Consider the following 15,252-nt stretch of genomic DNA (forward strand, 5'->3'; position numbering starts at 1 on the left):
TCCATGACCACCGACCCGGGCGTCCACAACAAGAGCGGTGGCGCCCGCGCCACCACCAACATCGGCGATGCGATGAACCTGCGCACCGTCTTCAACCGCGACGGCGAGGCCACCGACCTCCCCAAGTTCGCGCTGGGCGACTCGATGTTGTTGCCCGACACGGCTTATCAGATCGTCCACGACGAGGCGATGCTCGACGGGAACGCCCGCCTGAACCTCGCGACCTTCGTGTCGACGTGGATGGACGACGAGGCGAAGAAGTTGTACTCGGAGACCTTCGACAAGAACATGATCGACAAGGACGAGTACCCGCAGACGGCCGCGATCGAGGACCGGTGCTGGCGCATCCTCGCCGACCTGTGGCACAACCCGGACGTCGACAACGCGATCGGTACCTCGACGATCGGCTCGTCGGAGGCCTGCATGCTCGGTGGGCTCGCGCTCAAACGGCACTGGCAGACCCGGCGCCGCGCCGAGGGCAAGTCGACCGAGAATCCCAACATCGTGCTGTCGACGGCGGTCCAGGTGTGCTGGGAGAAGTTCTGCAACTACTTCGAGGTCGAGCCCAAATGGGTACCGATCAGCCCCGACCACCTCGTCCTCGACGGTCACGAGCTCGAGAAGTACGTGGACGAGAACACGATCGGGGTCGTCGCCATCATGGGACAGACCTACACCGGGATGTACGAGCCGGTGACCGCGATCGCGGCCAAGCTCGACGAGATCCAGGCCGACACCGGGCTCGACGTCAAGATCCACATCGACGGCGCGTCGGGTGCGATGATCGCCCCCTTCTGTCAGCCGGACCTCGAATGGGACTTCCGTGTCGACCGTGTCGTCTCGATCAACACCTCGGGCCACAAGTACGGACTGGTCTATCCAGGTGTCGGCTGGATCGTGTGGCGCGACACCGACGCACTGCCCGAGAGCATGGTGTTCCACTGCTCCTACCTCGGCGGCGACATGCCGACCCTGGCACTCAACTTCTCCCGCCCCGGCGCACAGGTCCTGCTGCAGTACTACGTGTTCCTGCGGCTCGGCCGCGCCGGCTTCACCCAGGTCCAGCAGGGTTCTCTCGATGTGGCGCAATGGCTTTCCGGACAGATCGCCCAGATCGACGGCCTCGAATTGGTCAGCAAGGGCGACACGATCCCGGTCTTCGCCTGGAAACTGAAGGCCGGGCACAGCGAGAACTGGAACCTCTACGACCTGTCCGACCGCCTGCGCATGAAGGGCTGGCTGGTTCCCGCATACCCGATGGCCGACGACCTCGCCGACCTGACCGTGCAGCGAATCGTCGTGCGCGCCGGGCTGAGTCACGACCTCGCCCGTGCACTCATCGCCGACATCCGGACCGAGGTCGACTTCCTCAATCGCCTGGAGAGCCCGATGCCACGCGAGGGGGATGGGTCACACTTCCACCACTGAGCTCTCGCCTGCCGAACCCCCTCAGTCCAGCAGCGCCTGCGCCACGCGCTCGAGGGCGGCGACCCGACTCCCCTTGACCAGCACTGCGGTCCCGTCGTCGAGGTCGCCGAGTTCGGCCGACACGCCGTCGACGTCGGAAACGTGCCGAGCGGTGTCACCGTAGTCGGCCTCGGCGACCGCGATGACCTCGATGCCCAGATCCCTGGCCTCCAGTGCGATCGCACGGTGCTGGTCTGGCGAGTCGGCGCCGAGTTCGGCCATGGTGCCGAGAACCGCCACCCGACGCGACGCGGGGAGGGTCGCCAGCGACCGCAGCGCAGCCGACATCGACGTCGGGTTGGCGTTGTAGGCATCGTTGAGGACCGTGACGCCTCGCGACGAGGTGGCGAGTTCCATTCGTAGACCGGACAATTCGGCGGCGAGGAACCCGTCCGCCATCGACTCGACCGGCACCCCGAGCCCGCCGGCGGCGGCCGCCGCCGCCAGCGCGTTGGGGACCTGGTGCTCACCGCGGGCGCCCAGTCGGACCTCCGTCGAACCCCACGGTGTGTGCAGCCGGAACGACGCGCGCAACTCGTCGTCCAGGACGATGTCGGACGCGTACACATCGGCGTCCGGCGAGAGCCCGTAGCGCAGGACACGTGCCGAGGTGCGATCCGCCATCGCCGCGACGTACCGATGGTCGGCATTGAGCACCGCGATCCCGTCGGCCGGGAGCGATTCCACCAGTTCACCCTTCGCGCGCGCGACGGACTCGATGTCACCGAACAGCTCCAGGTGCACGCCCTCGACGCGGGTGATCACGCCGACCGTCGGTTTCGCGATGGAACACAGCAGGTCGATGTGCCCGATGCCGCGGGCGCCCATCTCGAGGACCACCGCCTCCACGTCGTCGGCGGCCGCGGCGAGGGTGATCGGGAGCCCGAGCTCGTTGTTGAACGACTTCTCGCTCGCCGCGGTGCGGTAGGTGGTGCGCAGCACACCCGCGAGCAGATCCTTGGTCGAGGTCTTGCCCACCGAGCCGGTGATGCCCACCACGCGATCGGGGACCCGGGCGCGGACCCCTCGACCGAGGTCGGCGAGGGCGAGCGCGGTGTCGGCGACGCGGATGGCGGTCCCGCCGACCGGGTCGACCCTCGAGGTGAGGTAGGCGGTGGCCCCGGCGTCGAGCGCCGACTTGATGAAATCGTGGCCGTCGCGCTCGGCGACGATCGGCACGAACAGCTGGCCCGGCCGAACACTCCGCGAGTCGATGCTCGCCCCGTCGATCTGCACGTCGGGGCCCAGCAGCTCCCCGCCCACGGCCTCCGCGACCTCGCTTGCTCTGAAATGCACGGTCTCACGCTAGCCGAGTCCCCAGCACACGCCGAGAACCCGATTGCACGGGGCCGTATCGTGACAGGCATGTCTTCTCGGCTGTTGCGTCTGGTGGTTCTCTACGGTGGCGTCTCCGCCGAGCATGATGTGTCGCGGGTCACAGCGGCTCATGTCCTGGCCGCGGCCGACCGGACCAAGTACGACCTGGTCCCCATCGGCATCGCCAAGGACGGGACGTGGTTGCGCAACGACAAGGCGATCGCCGCCATCGCCGACGGCACGCCACTCCCCGACACCCTCGAGGTCGCCGGAACCGCCGTCGACCCGCTGACCGAACTGCGTGGTCACGCGGACCAGGCCATCACGGTCGTCCTTCCCCTTCTCCATGGACCACACGGTGAGGACGGCACCATCCAGGGGATGCTCGAGTTGTTCAAGCTGCCGTATGTGGGCGCGGGTGTGTTGTCGTCCGCGGTGTGCATGGACAAGGCGATGGCCAAGATCGTCGCCGAGCAGGCAGGCATCCCGCAGTGCCGCTGGGTCGAGTTCCGCGACGGTGTCGACGACCCGGAGACGATCACCGCCCGCGCGATCGACGCGCTGGGGCTCCCGGTGTTCGTCAAGCCGGCGAACCTCGGCTCGTCGGTGGGCATCACCAAGGCGCACGACGATGCCGAACTCGACACGGCGGTGAATCTCGCGCTCCGATACGACAACGTGGTCATCATCGAGGAGGCCGTCACCGGGCGCGAGATCGAGGTAGCCGTTCTCGGTGACACGGCGCCCGAGACCTCGGTGCCGGGCGAGATCAAACCCGGGAGCGAGTTCTACGACTACGAGGACAAGTACGTCACCGGCGCCGCCCAGCTGGTCATCCCCGCTGCGGTGTCCGACGCGGCGGCCGCCGAGGTCCGCGAGCTCGCGGCGAGAACGTTCACCGCGATGCGCTGCACCGGCATGGCCCGCGTCGACTTCTTCTACGAGGAGTCCGGCCGTGGCTGGCTGCTCAACGAGGTCAACACCATCCCGGGTTTCACCCCGGGATCGATGTACCCCAAGCTGTGGGAGGCGACCGGCGTGCCCTACCCGGACCTGATCGATCAGCTCGTCACGTTCGCGCTCGAGGTGCACCGCCGTCGCACGGGGTTCTCCACCGAGCACTGAGCGCGGCGCACGCTCGTGACGCCGATGTGCAGACGCGCGCATGTTCCAGGGCTCCACGAGGGTGCCGGGTTGTAGCATGCCAACCGTGACCGACTCCCAGTCTGCGCGGGCCCTGCGGGTGCTGGTCTATTCCGACGACGCGCAGACCCGCGCGCAGGTCATCGGCGCGATCGGAACCCGGCCCGACCCGGGCATCCCACCGGTCAGCTACATCGAGGTCGCCACCGCCCCAATGGTGTTCGCGCAGCTCGACGCCGGTGTCGTCGACGCCGTGATCGCCGACGGGGAAGCCACCCCGGCCGGTGGCATGGGCCTGGCCAAGCAGATGAAAGACGAACTCGATCCCTGTCCACCAGTGCTCGTCCTGCTCGGGCGTGCCGACGACCGGTGGCTCGCGGACTGGTCTCGCGCCGACGCCGTGGCCGTCCTGCCCGTCGATCCGATCACTCTTCCGCGTGCGTTCGTCGACATGATCGGAAACGCCGAACTCTAGAAAACAGTGACTCGCGCCACACACTCACACTAGGCTTGTGTTGCAGCTCACATTCGTACTGCCGGACCAGATCGGCCGACGGCACGGATAGGACGAACACCCGGGCCGGCCGCACCGAACAGATGCACTCCGGTCGCCACAAGCGAGGAGGGGTCCGCGCTTTGAACGCCTACGTCCCGATCATGGTCCTCGGGGCAATCGGCGTGGCGTTTGCCGTTTTCAGCGTCTTCATCGGCATCGCGATCGGTCCGAAACGGTACAACCGCGCCAAACTCGAGCCCTACGAGTGCGGCATCGAGCCGGTCGAACAGAGCCTGCTCTACCCGACGCGACGCACCGCCGGCGGCACGGTGGCAACCGGCTCCATCCAGCGCGTACCGGTCAAGTACTACCTCACCGCGATGCTCTTCATCATCTTCGACATCGAGATCGTGTTCCTCTACCCGTGGGCGGTCGCCTTCGACTCACTCGGGTGGTTCGGTCTCATGGCCATGCTCCTGTTCATCGTCAACGTCTCCGTCGCGTACGCCTACGAGTGGCGTCGTGGCGGACTGAGTTGGGACTGAGCGCTTTTCACCGATCCGATACGGCAAGGAGGTCACCCATGGGACTCGAGGAACGACTCCCCAGCGGATTCCTGCTGAGTACCGTCGAGGATCTGGCCGGGTTCATGCGCAAGGGCTCGCTCTGGCCGGCGACTTTCGGGCTGGCCTGCTGCGCCATCGAGATGATGGCCACCACCTCGGGACGGTACGACCTCGCCCGGTTCGGCATGGAGGCGTTCCGGGCTTCGCCGCGACAGGCCGATCTCATGATCGTCGCCGGCCGCGTCAGCCAGAAGATGGCCCCCGTCCTCCGTCAGATCTACGACCAGATGCCGGAACCCAAATGGGTTCTCGCCATGGGGGTCTGCGCGTCGTCGGGCGGGATGTTCAACAACTACGCGATCGTCCAGGGCGTCGATCATGTGGTCCCTGTCGACATCTACCTGCCGGGCTGTCCGCCACGCCCGGAAATGTTGCTGCACGCCATCCTGAAGCTGCACGAGAAGATCCAGGAGATGCCGCTCGGTGTCAATCGCGAGGAGGCCATCTGGGCGGCCGAACGTGCCGCCCTCCAGGCCACCCCGACGATCGAGCTGAAGGGGTTGCTCCGATGACCACGCCCGCAGGCCATCAGGACCCCGAGAACCCGGCACCCCCTCCGCATGACGCGGAGCAGATCGGCGTCCGGCACGGCCTGTTCGGACCGCCCGGAACCGGCGACACGTCGGGGTACGGCGGCCTGGTCCGGCCGGTCACGCTGCCGCCCAGTACGTCCCGACCCTACGGCGGGTATTTCGACGAGATCGCCGACCGCTTGCTCGACGAGATGGGTGACGGCTACGACGACGCGATCGAGAAGGTCGTGATCTTCCGGGGCGAGATGACCATCCACGTTGTACGACAGCACCTTCCCGCCGTCGCACTGACTCTGCGCAACGCGCCCGCGTTGCGATTCGAACTCTGCCTCGGCGTGAGCGGGGTCCACTATCCCGGCGACCCGGGCCGCGAACTCCATGCCGTCTATCCGCTCGCCTCCCTGACCCACGGGCGTCGCGTCCGCCTCGAGGTCGCGGCGCCCGACGCCGACCCGCACATCCCGAGCATCTGCGACATCTACCCCACCAACGACTGGCACGAACGCGAGACCTACGACTTCTTCGGCATCGTCTTCGACGGCCATCGCTCACTGACCCGGATCGAGATGCCCGACGACTGGGAGGGCCACCCCCAGCGCAAGGACTACCCACTCGGCGGAGTCCCGGTGGAATACAAGGGAACCCGCGTCGACCCGCCGGACCGGAGGAGGTCGTACAACTGATGACCGACACCCACACCCACACCTACACCGTGTCCGGACAGGACTGGGACTCGATCGTGTCCGACGTCCGCACCCGTGCCGAGCAGCAACCGGGAGACGAACGCATCGTCGTCAACATGGGTCCGCAACACCCGTCGACGCACGGCGTCCTGCGCCTGATCCTCGAGATCGAAGGCGAGACCGTCACCGAGGCCCGCTGCGGAATCGGTTACCTACACACCGGGATCGAGAAAAACCTCGAGTACCGCAACTGGACGCAGGGCGTCACGTTCGTCACCCGGATGGACTACTTGTCACCGTTCTTCAACGAGACCGCCTACTGCCTCGGCGTGGAGAAGCTCCTCGGCATCACCGACGACATCCCGGAACGCGCCACCGTCATCCGGGTGATGCTGATGGAGCTCAACCGCATCTCCAGCCATCTCGTCGCGCTGGCCACCGGCGGAATGGAACTCGGTGCCGTGACGGCGATGTTCCTCGGCTTCCGCGAGCGGGAGATGATTCTCGACCTCTTCGAACTCATCACCGGCCTGCGGATGAACCACGCCTACATCCGTCCCGGAGGTGTCGCGCAGGACCTGCCGGAGGATGGCATCGACCGGGTCGCCGAGGTGATCCGACAGCTCCCCGGCCGCCTGGACGAACTCGGAGACCTGCTGAACGACAACTACATCTGGAAGGCGCGGACCCAGGGCGTCGGTTATCTCGACCTGACCGGTTGCATGGCACTCGGGATCACCGGTCCGGTGCTGCGGTCCACCGGTTACCCCCACGACCTGCGCCGCGCCGAGCCGTACTGCGGCTACGAGAACTACGAGTTCGACGTCATCACCGAGGACACGTGCGACTCCTACGGCCGCTACCTGATCCGCGTGCGCGAGATGCGCGAGTCGATCCGCATCGTGGAGCAGTGTCTGGAACGGCTCCGGCCGGGGCCGGTGATGGTCGCCGACCGCAAGCTCGCCTGGCCGGCCGACCTCGCCCTCGGACCGGACGGACTGGGCAACTCGCCCGAGCACATCGCCCGGATCATGGGCACCTCCATGGAAGCCCTCATCCACCACTTCAAACTCGTCACCGAGGGGATGCGCGTCCCGGCCGGCCAGTGCTACGTCGCCGTCGAATCACCGCGCGGCGAGCTCGGCGTGCACATGGTCAGCGACGGCGGCACCCGGCCGTACCGCGTCCACTTCCGCGACCCGTCGTTCACGAATCTGCAGGCGGTCGCGGCGATGTGCGAAGGCGGGATGGTGGCCGACGTCATCACGGCGGTGGCCAGCATCGACCCCGTGATGGGAGGCGTGGACCGATGACCGATCCCGTGTTCGTGGACCTGAGCACCGCACCCCCGCCGGAAGGATCGGCGCCGGCACACGGCACCCCGGTCCCGCCGATCACCTTCGACGGCCCGGCCGGGTATCCCGACGAGGTCATCGAACAGCTGACGGCAGAGGCACTTCCGATCATCGCCCGCTATCCACAGTCACGGTCGGCGCTGCTACCGCTGCTGCACCTGGTGCAATCCCACGACGGCCGTCTCACACGTGCCGGTGTCGAATTCTGTGCCGCACAACTGGATCTGACACCCGCACAGGTGGCCTCGGTCGCCACCTTCTACTCCATGTACCGGCGCACACCCACCGGCGAGTACCTCGTCGGGGTCTGCACGAACACCCTGTGCGCGACCCTGGGTGGCGACGAAATCCTCCGTTCGGTTTGCGAGCACCTGGGCGTGGAACCCGGGGACACGACGGCCGACCACCGCATCACCGTCGAACACGTCGAATGCAATGCGGCCTGCGACTTCGCTCCGGTGGTGATGGTCAACTGGGAGTTCTTCGACGATCAGACCCCGGAGTCGACCATCGAGCTCATCGAGGACCTCCGCGCCGGTGTCGAGGTCACCCCGGCTCGCGGTACCGGCCCCGTGCGATCGTTCCGCGAGACCGAACACGACCTCGCCGGGGTGGCTGCGCCGTCCCCCTCCCCGCTGGCCGAGCCGCCAACTTCTCCGCTGGTTCAGCCCACCCCGCCGCTGGCTGAGCCCACCCCTCCGCTGGTTGAGCCGGCACCCTCCCCGATGGTTGAGCCGACGCCCTCTCCGCTGGTTGAGCCGGCACCTTCTCCGCTGGTTGAGCCGGCACCGAGCGAAGCGAGGCGCCGAGTCGAAGCCACCTCGCAACCACCTTCTCCGCTGGTTGAGCCGGCACCGAGCGAAGCGAGGAGCCGAGTCGAAGCCACCTCGCAACCACCCCCTCCGCTGGTTGAGCCGGCACCGAGCGCAGCGAGGAGCCGAGTCGAAGCCACCTCGCAACCACCACAACCCGACCCCGAACCCGAACCCCCCGAGACCCCGATCCTCTCCCGCCACTGGGACGAACCGCAATCCTGGACCCTGGACAACTATCTGCGCCACAACGGTTATCGAGCGTTGTCGACCGCACTGACCACTCCCCCCGACGACATCATCGAGACGGTCAAGGCCTCCGGTCTCCGTGGCCGAGGCGGCGCGGGCTTCCCGGTCGGGATGAAGTGGTCGTTCATTCCCCAGAAGGATTCCACGCAGACCGACCCGTCGGTCCCGCACTATCTCGTGGTCAACGCCGACGAATCCGAGCCGGGCACGTGCAAGGACATGCCGCTGATGCTCGCGTCGCCCCACACGCTCGTCGAAGGCGTGATCATCGCGGCGTATGCCATCCGCGCGCACCACGCGTTCATCTACGTGCGCGGCGAAGTCGCCTCGGTTCTCCGTCGACTGCGCACCGCCGTCGACGAGGCCTACGCCGCAGGCTATCTCGGCACGGACATCCTGGGATCCGGCTTCGATCTCGAACTGGTTGTCCACGCCGGCGCGGGCGCCTACATCTGCGGCGAGGAAACCGCCCTGCTCGATTCGCTCGAGGGCCGCCGGGGACAGCCGCGTCTGCGCCCGCCCTTCCCGGCGGTTGCCGGACTGTACGCGAGTCCGACGGTCGTGAACAACGTGGAGTCGATCGCGAGCGTCCCGGCGATCATCCGCAACGGCGTCGACTGGTTCCGGTCCATGGGCACCGAGAAGTCACCCGGGTTCACCCTGTACTCGCTGTCGGGGCACGTGACGCGTCCCGGACAATACGAAGCGCCGCTCGGTGTTTCGCTACGCGAGCTACTCGACCGGGCGGGCGGGGTGCGCGCCGGGCACGAGCTGAAGTTCTGGACACCGGGCGGGTCGTCGACGCCACTCCTGACACCGGAGCACCTCGACGTCCCGCTCGACTACGAGGGCGTCGGCGCGGCCGGTTCGATGTTGGGCACCAAGGCCCTGCAGATCTTCGACGAGACGACCTGCGTCGTCGGCGCGGTCCTGCGGTGGACGGAGTTCTACGAACACGAGTCCTGCGGTAAATGCACCCCGTGCCGCGAGGGCACGTACTGGCTGGTGCAACTGCTGCACCGGCTGGAGCACGAGGGCGGAACCGCCGCGGACCTCGACACCCTCGCCGATGTCACCAACAGCATCGTCGGGAAGTCGTTCTGCGCGCTCGGGGACGGAGCGGGCAGCCCGATCGTGTCGTCGCTGAAATACTTCCGCGACGAGTACCTCGCCCACCTCGACCACGGGTGCCCGTTCGACCATTCACGGTCGACCGTCTGGGCAGGAGGCGTCCGATGACACTCACCCACGGGAGCGACCCGGCGGCCGCGACCGACAACCTGGTCGGCATCACCATCGACGGTCGCGCCGTCCGGGTACCCAAGGGCACGTTGGTGATCCGCGCGGCCGAGCAGATCGGCATCATGATCCCGCGCTTCTGCGACCATCCGCTGCTCGAACCGGTCGGTGCCTGCCGGCAGTGTCTGGTCGAGGTCGAGGGGCAGCGAAAGCCGCTCGCGTCGTGCACGACCGTCGCCACCGAAGGAATGGTGGTGCGGACGCAGCTCAGCTCGGAGATCGCGGCGGGAGCGCAACGCGGGGTGATGGAACTCCTCTTGATCAACCACCCGCTGGACTGCCCGGTGTGCGACAAGGGCGGTGAGTGCCCGTTGCAGAATCAGGCGATGTCGGCCGGACGTTCCGAGTCGCGGTTCGACGGCGTCAAGCGGACCTTCACCAAGCCGGTCCCGTTGTCGTCGGAGGTCTTGCTCGACCGGGAGCGATGTGTGCTGTGTGCCCGATGCACCCGATTTTCCACGCAGGTCGCGGGTGATCCGCTCATCGAGCTCGCGGATCGCGGTGCGCTGCAACAGGTCAGCATCTACGCCGACGAACCGTTCGACTCCTACTTCTCCGGGAACACCGTCCAGATCTGCCCGGTCGGTGCGCTGACGGGGGCGCAGTACCGGTTCCGCGCCCGGCCGTTCGACCTGGTTTCGACGCCCAGCGTGTGCGAACACTGTGCGAGTGGATGTGCCCAGCGCACCGATCACCGCCGTGGAAAGGTGCTGCGCCGGCTCGCCGGTGACGACCCCGAGGTCAACTCGGAGTGGAACTGCGACAAGGGGCGATGGGCGTTCGCCTACACGTCGTCGCCCGACCGGATCACCGCCCCACTCGTCCGGGACCGGCACGGCGAACTCCGTGAGGTGTCGTGGGCCGACGCCGTGCGCGCGGCGGCCGAGGGATTGACCCGTTCACCGGGCAACGTCGGTGTACTCACGGGTGGCCGGTTGACCGTGGAGGACGCCTACGCATACTCACGCTTCGCGCGAACCGTGTTGCACACCAACGACATCGACTTCCGCGCCCGAAGCCACAGTACCGAGGAGGCCGCCTTCCTCGCCGCGCGTATCGCCGGTCACGGACTCGCGACCACCTACGACGACCTGTCCGCCGCACCCGCGGTGCTGCTCGCCGGTTTCGAACCCGAGGAAGAGTCCCCGATCGTCTTCCTCCGTCTCCGGCGGGCAGTACGCACCGCCGGGCAGCGCGTCGCGACGGTCGCCCCGTTCGCGAGCCGCGGCGCCACCAAACTCGACGCCGCGGTCTTCCGGTCCGTTCCCGGCAGCGAGGCACAGGTGCTGCAATCGGAGGAGGTGACCGCGCACGTGCGGCCCGCCGGCTCGGTCATCCTCGTCGGTGAACGGCTGGCCACCCGGCCCGGCGCGTTGGCCGCAGTCGCGGCACTGGCCGACCGCACCGGCGCCCGGTTGGCCTGGATTCCGCGCCGCGCCGGCGAACGAGGCGCGCTCGAAGCGGGCGCCTTGCCGGGCCTGCTACCCGGCGGCCGGCCACTCGACGACGAGGACGCCCGTACGGCGGTGTCGGAGATCTGGGGCACCGATCTCGACCCGCGCCCCGGACGCGACACCGCCGGGATCATCGACGCCGCGCGCTATCACGGGCTCTCGCTGGTGATCGGCGGCGTCGACGTCGACGACCTCCCCGACCCCGTCGCGGCGACCGAGGCGCTGACCGCCGCACCGTTCGTCGTCAGCCTCGAGCAACGCCTCAGCGCCGTCACACGCTGCGCGAACGTGGTCTTCCCGGTGGCTGCCGTCGCGGAGAAGGAGGGCACGTTCGTCGACTGGGAGGGCCGCCCGCGGAGCTTCACCACCGCCCTGACGGACTCGGGCCACCTGTCCGACCACCGCATCCTCGACGCGATCGCCCGGCAGATGGGTGTCGACATGCGGTGCGCCGACGTCCCGACCATCCACATCGACCTGCGACGCATCGGCGCATGGTCCGGCCGGCGGGCCCCCATCGACGCCGATGACAGGCCCCAGCCCGACCCGGCTACCGGCCAGGCGGTGCTGGCGGGGTGGCACACGCTGCTCGACGACGGCCGGATGCAAGACGGGGAACCGCACCTCGCCGGCACCGCCCGCCCGCCGGTGGCCCGGCTCGCGCCGTCGACCGCCGCCGAAGCCGGTGTCGGGTCGGGCGACCTCCTGCGCGTCAGCACCGCCGACGGCGCCATCGTTCTGCCTGTGGCGATCACCGACATGCCGGATCGGGTCGTCTGGCTCCCGCTGTTCTCACCCGGCTCGCACGTCCACGCCGCGCTTCGCGCGCAGGAGGGTGACCTCGTGGCCCTCGCGCCGGCCCCGGTCGACACCACCGACGCCGCAGGGGGTGCCGCGTGAACCTCGCCACCGATTTCCCGACCCTCGACGACTTCGGCCAGGACCCGATCTGGCTCGTCGTCGCCAAGGCGCTGGCGGTGTTCGTGTTCCTTGTGCTCAATCCGCTCATCGCCATCCTGCTCGAGCGAAAGATCATGGCACGCATGCAGACCCGCCTCGGGCCGAATCGGGTCGGCCCCAAGGGGATCCTGCAGAGCCTTGCCGACGGCGTGAAACTCGCACTCAAGGAGGGGATCATCCCCACCGGCGTCGACAAGGTGATCTATCTGCTGGCACCGATCATCGCGGTCGTCCCGGCGGTGATGGCCTTTGCGGTCATCCCGTTCGGGCCGATGGTGTCGGTCTTCGGTCACCAGACTCCGTTGCAGCTCACCGATCTCCCCGTCGGGGTGCTGTATGTCCTGGCGGTCACGTCGGTGGGTGTCTACGGGATCGTGCTGGCCGGCTGGTCGTCGGGCTCGACCTATCCGCTGCTCGGCGGACTCCGCTCGACTGCACAGGTCATCTCGTACGAGATTGCGATGGGACTCACCTTCGCCGCGGTGTTCCTCGACGCCGCGACCATGTCGACGTCGGGAATCGTTGCCGCCCAGGAACACCACTGGTACGTGTTGCTGCTGTTGCCCTCGTTCGTCATCTACGCCATCTCGATGGTCGGCGAGACCAACCGCGCGCCTTTCGATCTGCCCGAGGCCGAGGGTGAGCTGGTCGGCGGGTTCCACACCGAGTACTCGTCGTTGAAGTTCGCCATGTTCATGCTCGCCGAGTACATCAACATGGTCACCGTCTCCGCGCTCGCCACCACTCTGTTCCTCGGCGGTTGGCAGGCGCCGTGGCCGCTGAGCACGTTCGACTGGGCGAACTCCGGTTGGTGGCCCGTCCTCTGGTTCACGCTCAAGGTGTGGGCGTTCCTGTTCGTGTTCATCTGGCTGCGAACCAGTCTGCCGCGCTTGCGGTACGACCAGTTCATGAATCTGGGTTGGAAGGTCCTGATCCCCATCTCGCTCACCTGGGTGATGGTCGTCGCGATCATCCGCGCCGCCTTCGCCGGCGAGGACGCCGACCTCACCCGCGCGCTGGTCTCCGCCGGCGCCGGACTCGTCGTCACCGGGCTCATCGCCTACGCGGTGTGGCGGTTGATGCGGGTCCCCGACATCCCGGACCCGACGCAGGACTCCGCAGACCCGTCCGCCGCACCCGACGAGTTCGACCCGATGGCCGGCGGATTCCCCGTGCCGCCGATGCCCAGCACCGTGAGGGAGACCACCGATGCCTGACTTCCTGAAACCGGTGAGCGGATTGCGCGTCACCTTCGGCGGCATGTTCCAACCCACGATCACCGAGCAGTACCCCGAACAGAAACGGCCGACCGCAGCGCGCTATCACGGTCGCCATCAACTGAATCGGCACCCCGACGGTCTCGAGAAGTGCATCGGGTGCGAGCTGTGCGCGTGGGCGTGCCCGGCTGACGCCATCTATGTCGAGGGCGCCGACAACACACCCGACGAGCGCTACTCGCCCGGCGAACGGTACGGGCGCGTCTACCAGATCAACTATCTGCGGTGCATCGGTTGCGGGCTCTGCATCGAGGCGTGCCCCACGCGCGCGCTCACGATGACCAACGACTACGAACTCGCCGATGACAATCGCGCCGACCTCATCTACGAGAAGGACCGTCTGCTGGCCCCGCTGCAACCCGGCGTCGACGCGCCGCCGCACGCGATGGCGCCGGGCTCCACCGAGGAGAACTACTACCGGGGCGAGGTGACCGCCGACGGCCGCGTGACCTTGCCCGATCCGACGGTCCCGACCAAACGCGAGTCGCGGTCATGACTCCCGGTGGCACCCTGTGGCTCGCCGACGAGGTGATGCGCACCTCCACCGGTGAGGCGATCCAGTTCTGGGTTCTCGGGGTCGTCGCGGTTGCCGGTGCGCTGGGTGTCGTCTTCGCCACCAAGGCCGTCTACTCGGCGATCTTCCTGGCCACCACGATGATCGTGCTCGCCGTGTTCTACGTCGCGCAGGGGGCGCTGTTCCTGGGCGTGGTGCAGGTGGTCGTGTACACCGGTGCGGTCATGATGCTGTTCCTGTTCGTCATCATGCTGATCGGCGTCGACTCCTCGGATTCACTACGGGAGACCCTGCGCGGCCAGCGGCTGTCCGCGGTGTTGATCGGTGTCGGCTTCGGAATCCTGTTGATCGCCGGGATCGGCAGCGCCACCGTCGGTGTCGTCACCGGTGCCACCGACCCCGGCGCCGTGGCCGCGCAGAGCGACGCCGGTGTCGAGGCCATCGCCGAGCTGATCTTCGTCCGCTACCTGTGGGCGTTCGAGCTCACCGGCGCCCTCCTCATCGCCGCCACGCTCGGCGCCATGGTGCTCGCGCATCGGGAGCGTTTCGGGCCACGACTCACCCAGAAAGAACTGTCGCAGGCGCGGTTCCGCAGTGGGGTCAACCTGACCCCGCTGCCGACACCCGGGGTCTACGCGCGACACAACGCGGTCGACGTGCCGGCCCGTCTGCCCGACGGGTCGCCGTCGGACCTGTCGGTCAACGCCATCCTGGCCGCGCGGACGCTCCGCACCCGCCCCGCCGACGACCCGGGGACCGACCGGTGAACCCGGAGAACTACCTCTACCTCGCAGCGCTGCTGTTCACCATCGGCGCGGCCGGAGTATTGCTGCGACGCAACGCGATCGTCGTGTTCATGTGCGTCGAGCTCATGCTCAATGCGGCCAACCTTGCCTTCGTCACCTTCGCCCGGATGAACCAGTCGTTCGACGGCCAGGTCATCGCTTTCTTCACCATGGTCGTCGCCGCGGCGGAAGTGGTGGTCGGGCTGGCGATCATCATGACCATCTTCCGATCACGCCGCTCGGCGTCGGTCGACGACGCGGATCTGCTGAAGAGGTAGAGGA

At 67.7% G+C, this 15,252-nt stretch carries 14 protein-coding genes; 13 read left to right on the forward strand and 1 reads right to left on the reverse strand.

The annotated features are described in order from the left end of the window. The first annotated feature begins 3 nt into the window (after window positions 1-3). Window positions 4-1,428, forward strand: coding sequence for a glutamate decarboxylase (locus B1818_RS02195; RefSeq protein WP_078111817.1), 1,425 nt, complete (start codon window positions 4-6; stop codon window positions 1,426-1,428). Between the two features lie 21 nt (window positions 1,429-1,449). Here the strand turns inward: B1818_RS02195 and murF are convergent, their stop codons facing one another. Continuing rightward, window positions 1,450-2,763 (reverse strand): UDP-N-acetylmuramoyl-tripeptide--D-alanyl-D-alanine ligase, encoded by a 1,314-nt coding sequence (murF, locus tag B1818_RS02200; protein ID WP_176455866.1) that lies wholly within the window; start codon window positions 2,761-2,763, stop codon window positions 1,450-1,452. Window positions 2,764-2,832: 69 nt separating this feature from the next. Between murF and B1818_RS02205 the strand changes: the two genes are divergently transcribed. The 12 genes from B1818_RS02205 to nuoK all read left to right on the forward strand — a co-directional run bounded on the left by B1818_RS02205 (window position 2,833) and on the right by nuoK (window position 15,248). After that, window positions 2,833-3,909, forward strand: coding sequence for a D-alanine--D-alanine ligase family protein (locus tag B1818_RS02205; protein ID WP_078111819.1), 1,077 nt, complete (start codon window positions 2,833-2,835; stop codon window positions 3,907-3,909). Window positions 3,910-3,994: 85 nt separating this feature from the next. Continuing rightward, window positions 3,995-4,402 carry a hypothetical protein gene (locus B1818_RS02210; RefSeq protein WP_068972076.1) on the forward strand — a complete coding sequence of 136 codons (408 nt, stop codon included), beginning with the start codon at window positions 3,995-3,997 and terminating at the stop codon, window positions 4,400-4,402. Between the two features lie 161 nt (window positions 4,403-4,563). Then, the gene (locus tag B1818_RS02215; protein ID WP_004021559.1) at window positions 4,564-4,968 is read left to right on the forward strand and encodes an NADH-quinone oxidoreductase subunit A; all 405 of its coding nucleotides are present in this window, start codon (window positions 4,564-4,566) and stop codon (window positions 4,966-4,968) included. Window positions 4,969-5,006: 38 nt separating this feature from the next. Continuing rightward, the gene (locus B1818_RS02220; protein WP_004021558.1) at window positions 5,007-5,561 is read left to right on the forward strand and encodes an NADH-quinone oxidoreductase subunit B family protein; all 555 of its coding nucleotides are present in this window, start codon (window positions 5,007-5,009) and stop codon (window positions 5,559-5,561) included. Then, on the forward strand, window positions 5,558-6,265 hold the full coding sequence (locus B1818_RS02225; protein ID WP_078111820.1) for an NADH-quinone oxidoreductase subunit C: 708 nt from the start codon (window positions 5,558-5,560) through the stop codon (window positions 6,263-6,265). The genes B1818_RS02220 and B1818_RS02225 overlap by 4 nt, the downstream gene beginning before the upstream one ends. Beyond that, on the forward strand, window positions 6,265-7,578 hold the full coding sequence (nuoD, locus tag B1818_RS02230) for an NADH dehydrogenase (quinone) subunit D (protein WP_065631169.1): 1,314 nt from the start codon (window positions 6,265-6,267) through the stop codon (window positions 7,576-7,578). The genes B1818_RS02225 and nuoD overlap by 1 nt, the downstream gene beginning before the upstream one ends. After that, complete coding sequence (nuoF, locus tag B1818_RS24340; RefSeq protein ID WP_254859520.1) at window positions 7,575-9,920, forward strand: NADH-quinone oxidoreductase subunit NuoF; 2,346 nt, start codon at window positions 7,575-7,577, stop codon at window positions 9,918-9,920. The genes nuoD and nuoF overlap by 4 nt, the downstream gene beginning before the upstream one ends. Then, the gene (locus tag B1818_RS02245; protein WP_078111821.1) at window positions 9,917-12,334 is read left to right on the forward strand and encodes an NADH-quinone oxidoreductase subunit G; all 2,418 of its coding nucleotides are present in this window, start codon (window positions 9,917-9,919) and stop codon (window positions 12,332-12,334) included. The genes nuoF and B1818_RS02245 overlap by 4 nt, the downstream gene beginning before the upstream one ends. Further along, entirely contained in the window at window positions 12,331-13,611 is a 1,281-nt protein-coding gene (gene nuoH, locus B1818_RS02250; protein WP_068972607.1) for an NADH-quinone oxidoreductase subunit NuoH, read from the forward strand. The genes B1818_RS02245 and nuoH overlap by 4 nt, the downstream gene beginning before the upstream one ends. Next, on the forward strand, window positions 13,604-14,167 hold the full coding sequence (gene nuoI / locus B1818_RS02255; protein ID WP_068972608.1) for an NADH-quinone oxidoreductase subunit NuoI: 564 nt from the start codon (window positions 13,604-13,606) through the stop codon (window positions 14,165-14,167). The genes nuoH and nuoI overlap by 8 nt, the downstream gene beginning before the upstream one ends. Beyond that, complete coding sequence (locus tag B1818_RS02260; protein WP_068972609.1) at window positions 14,164-14,952, forward strand: NADH-quinone oxidoreductase subunit J; 789 nt, start codon at window positions 14,164-14,166, stop codon at window positions 14,950-14,952. The genes nuoI and B1818_RS02260 overlap by 4 nt, the downstream gene beginning before the upstream one ends. Beyond that, entirely contained in the window at window positions 14,949-15,248 is a 300-nt protein-coding gene (gene nuoK / locus B1818_RS02265; RefSeq protein ID WP_058251017.1) for an NADH-quinone oxidoreductase subunit NuoK, read from the forward strand. The genes B1818_RS02260 and nuoK overlap by 4 nt, the downstream gene beginning before the upstream one ends. The last annotated feature ends 4 nt before the right edge of the window (window positions 15,249-15,252 follow it).

The sequence above is a fragment of the Gordonia sp. IITR100 genome (assembly GCF_002009645.1).
In the GTDB taxonomy this organism is placed as follows: domain Bacteria; phylum Actinomycetota; class Actinomycetes; order Mycobacteriales; family Mycobacteriaceae; genus Gordonia; species Gordonia hongkongensis.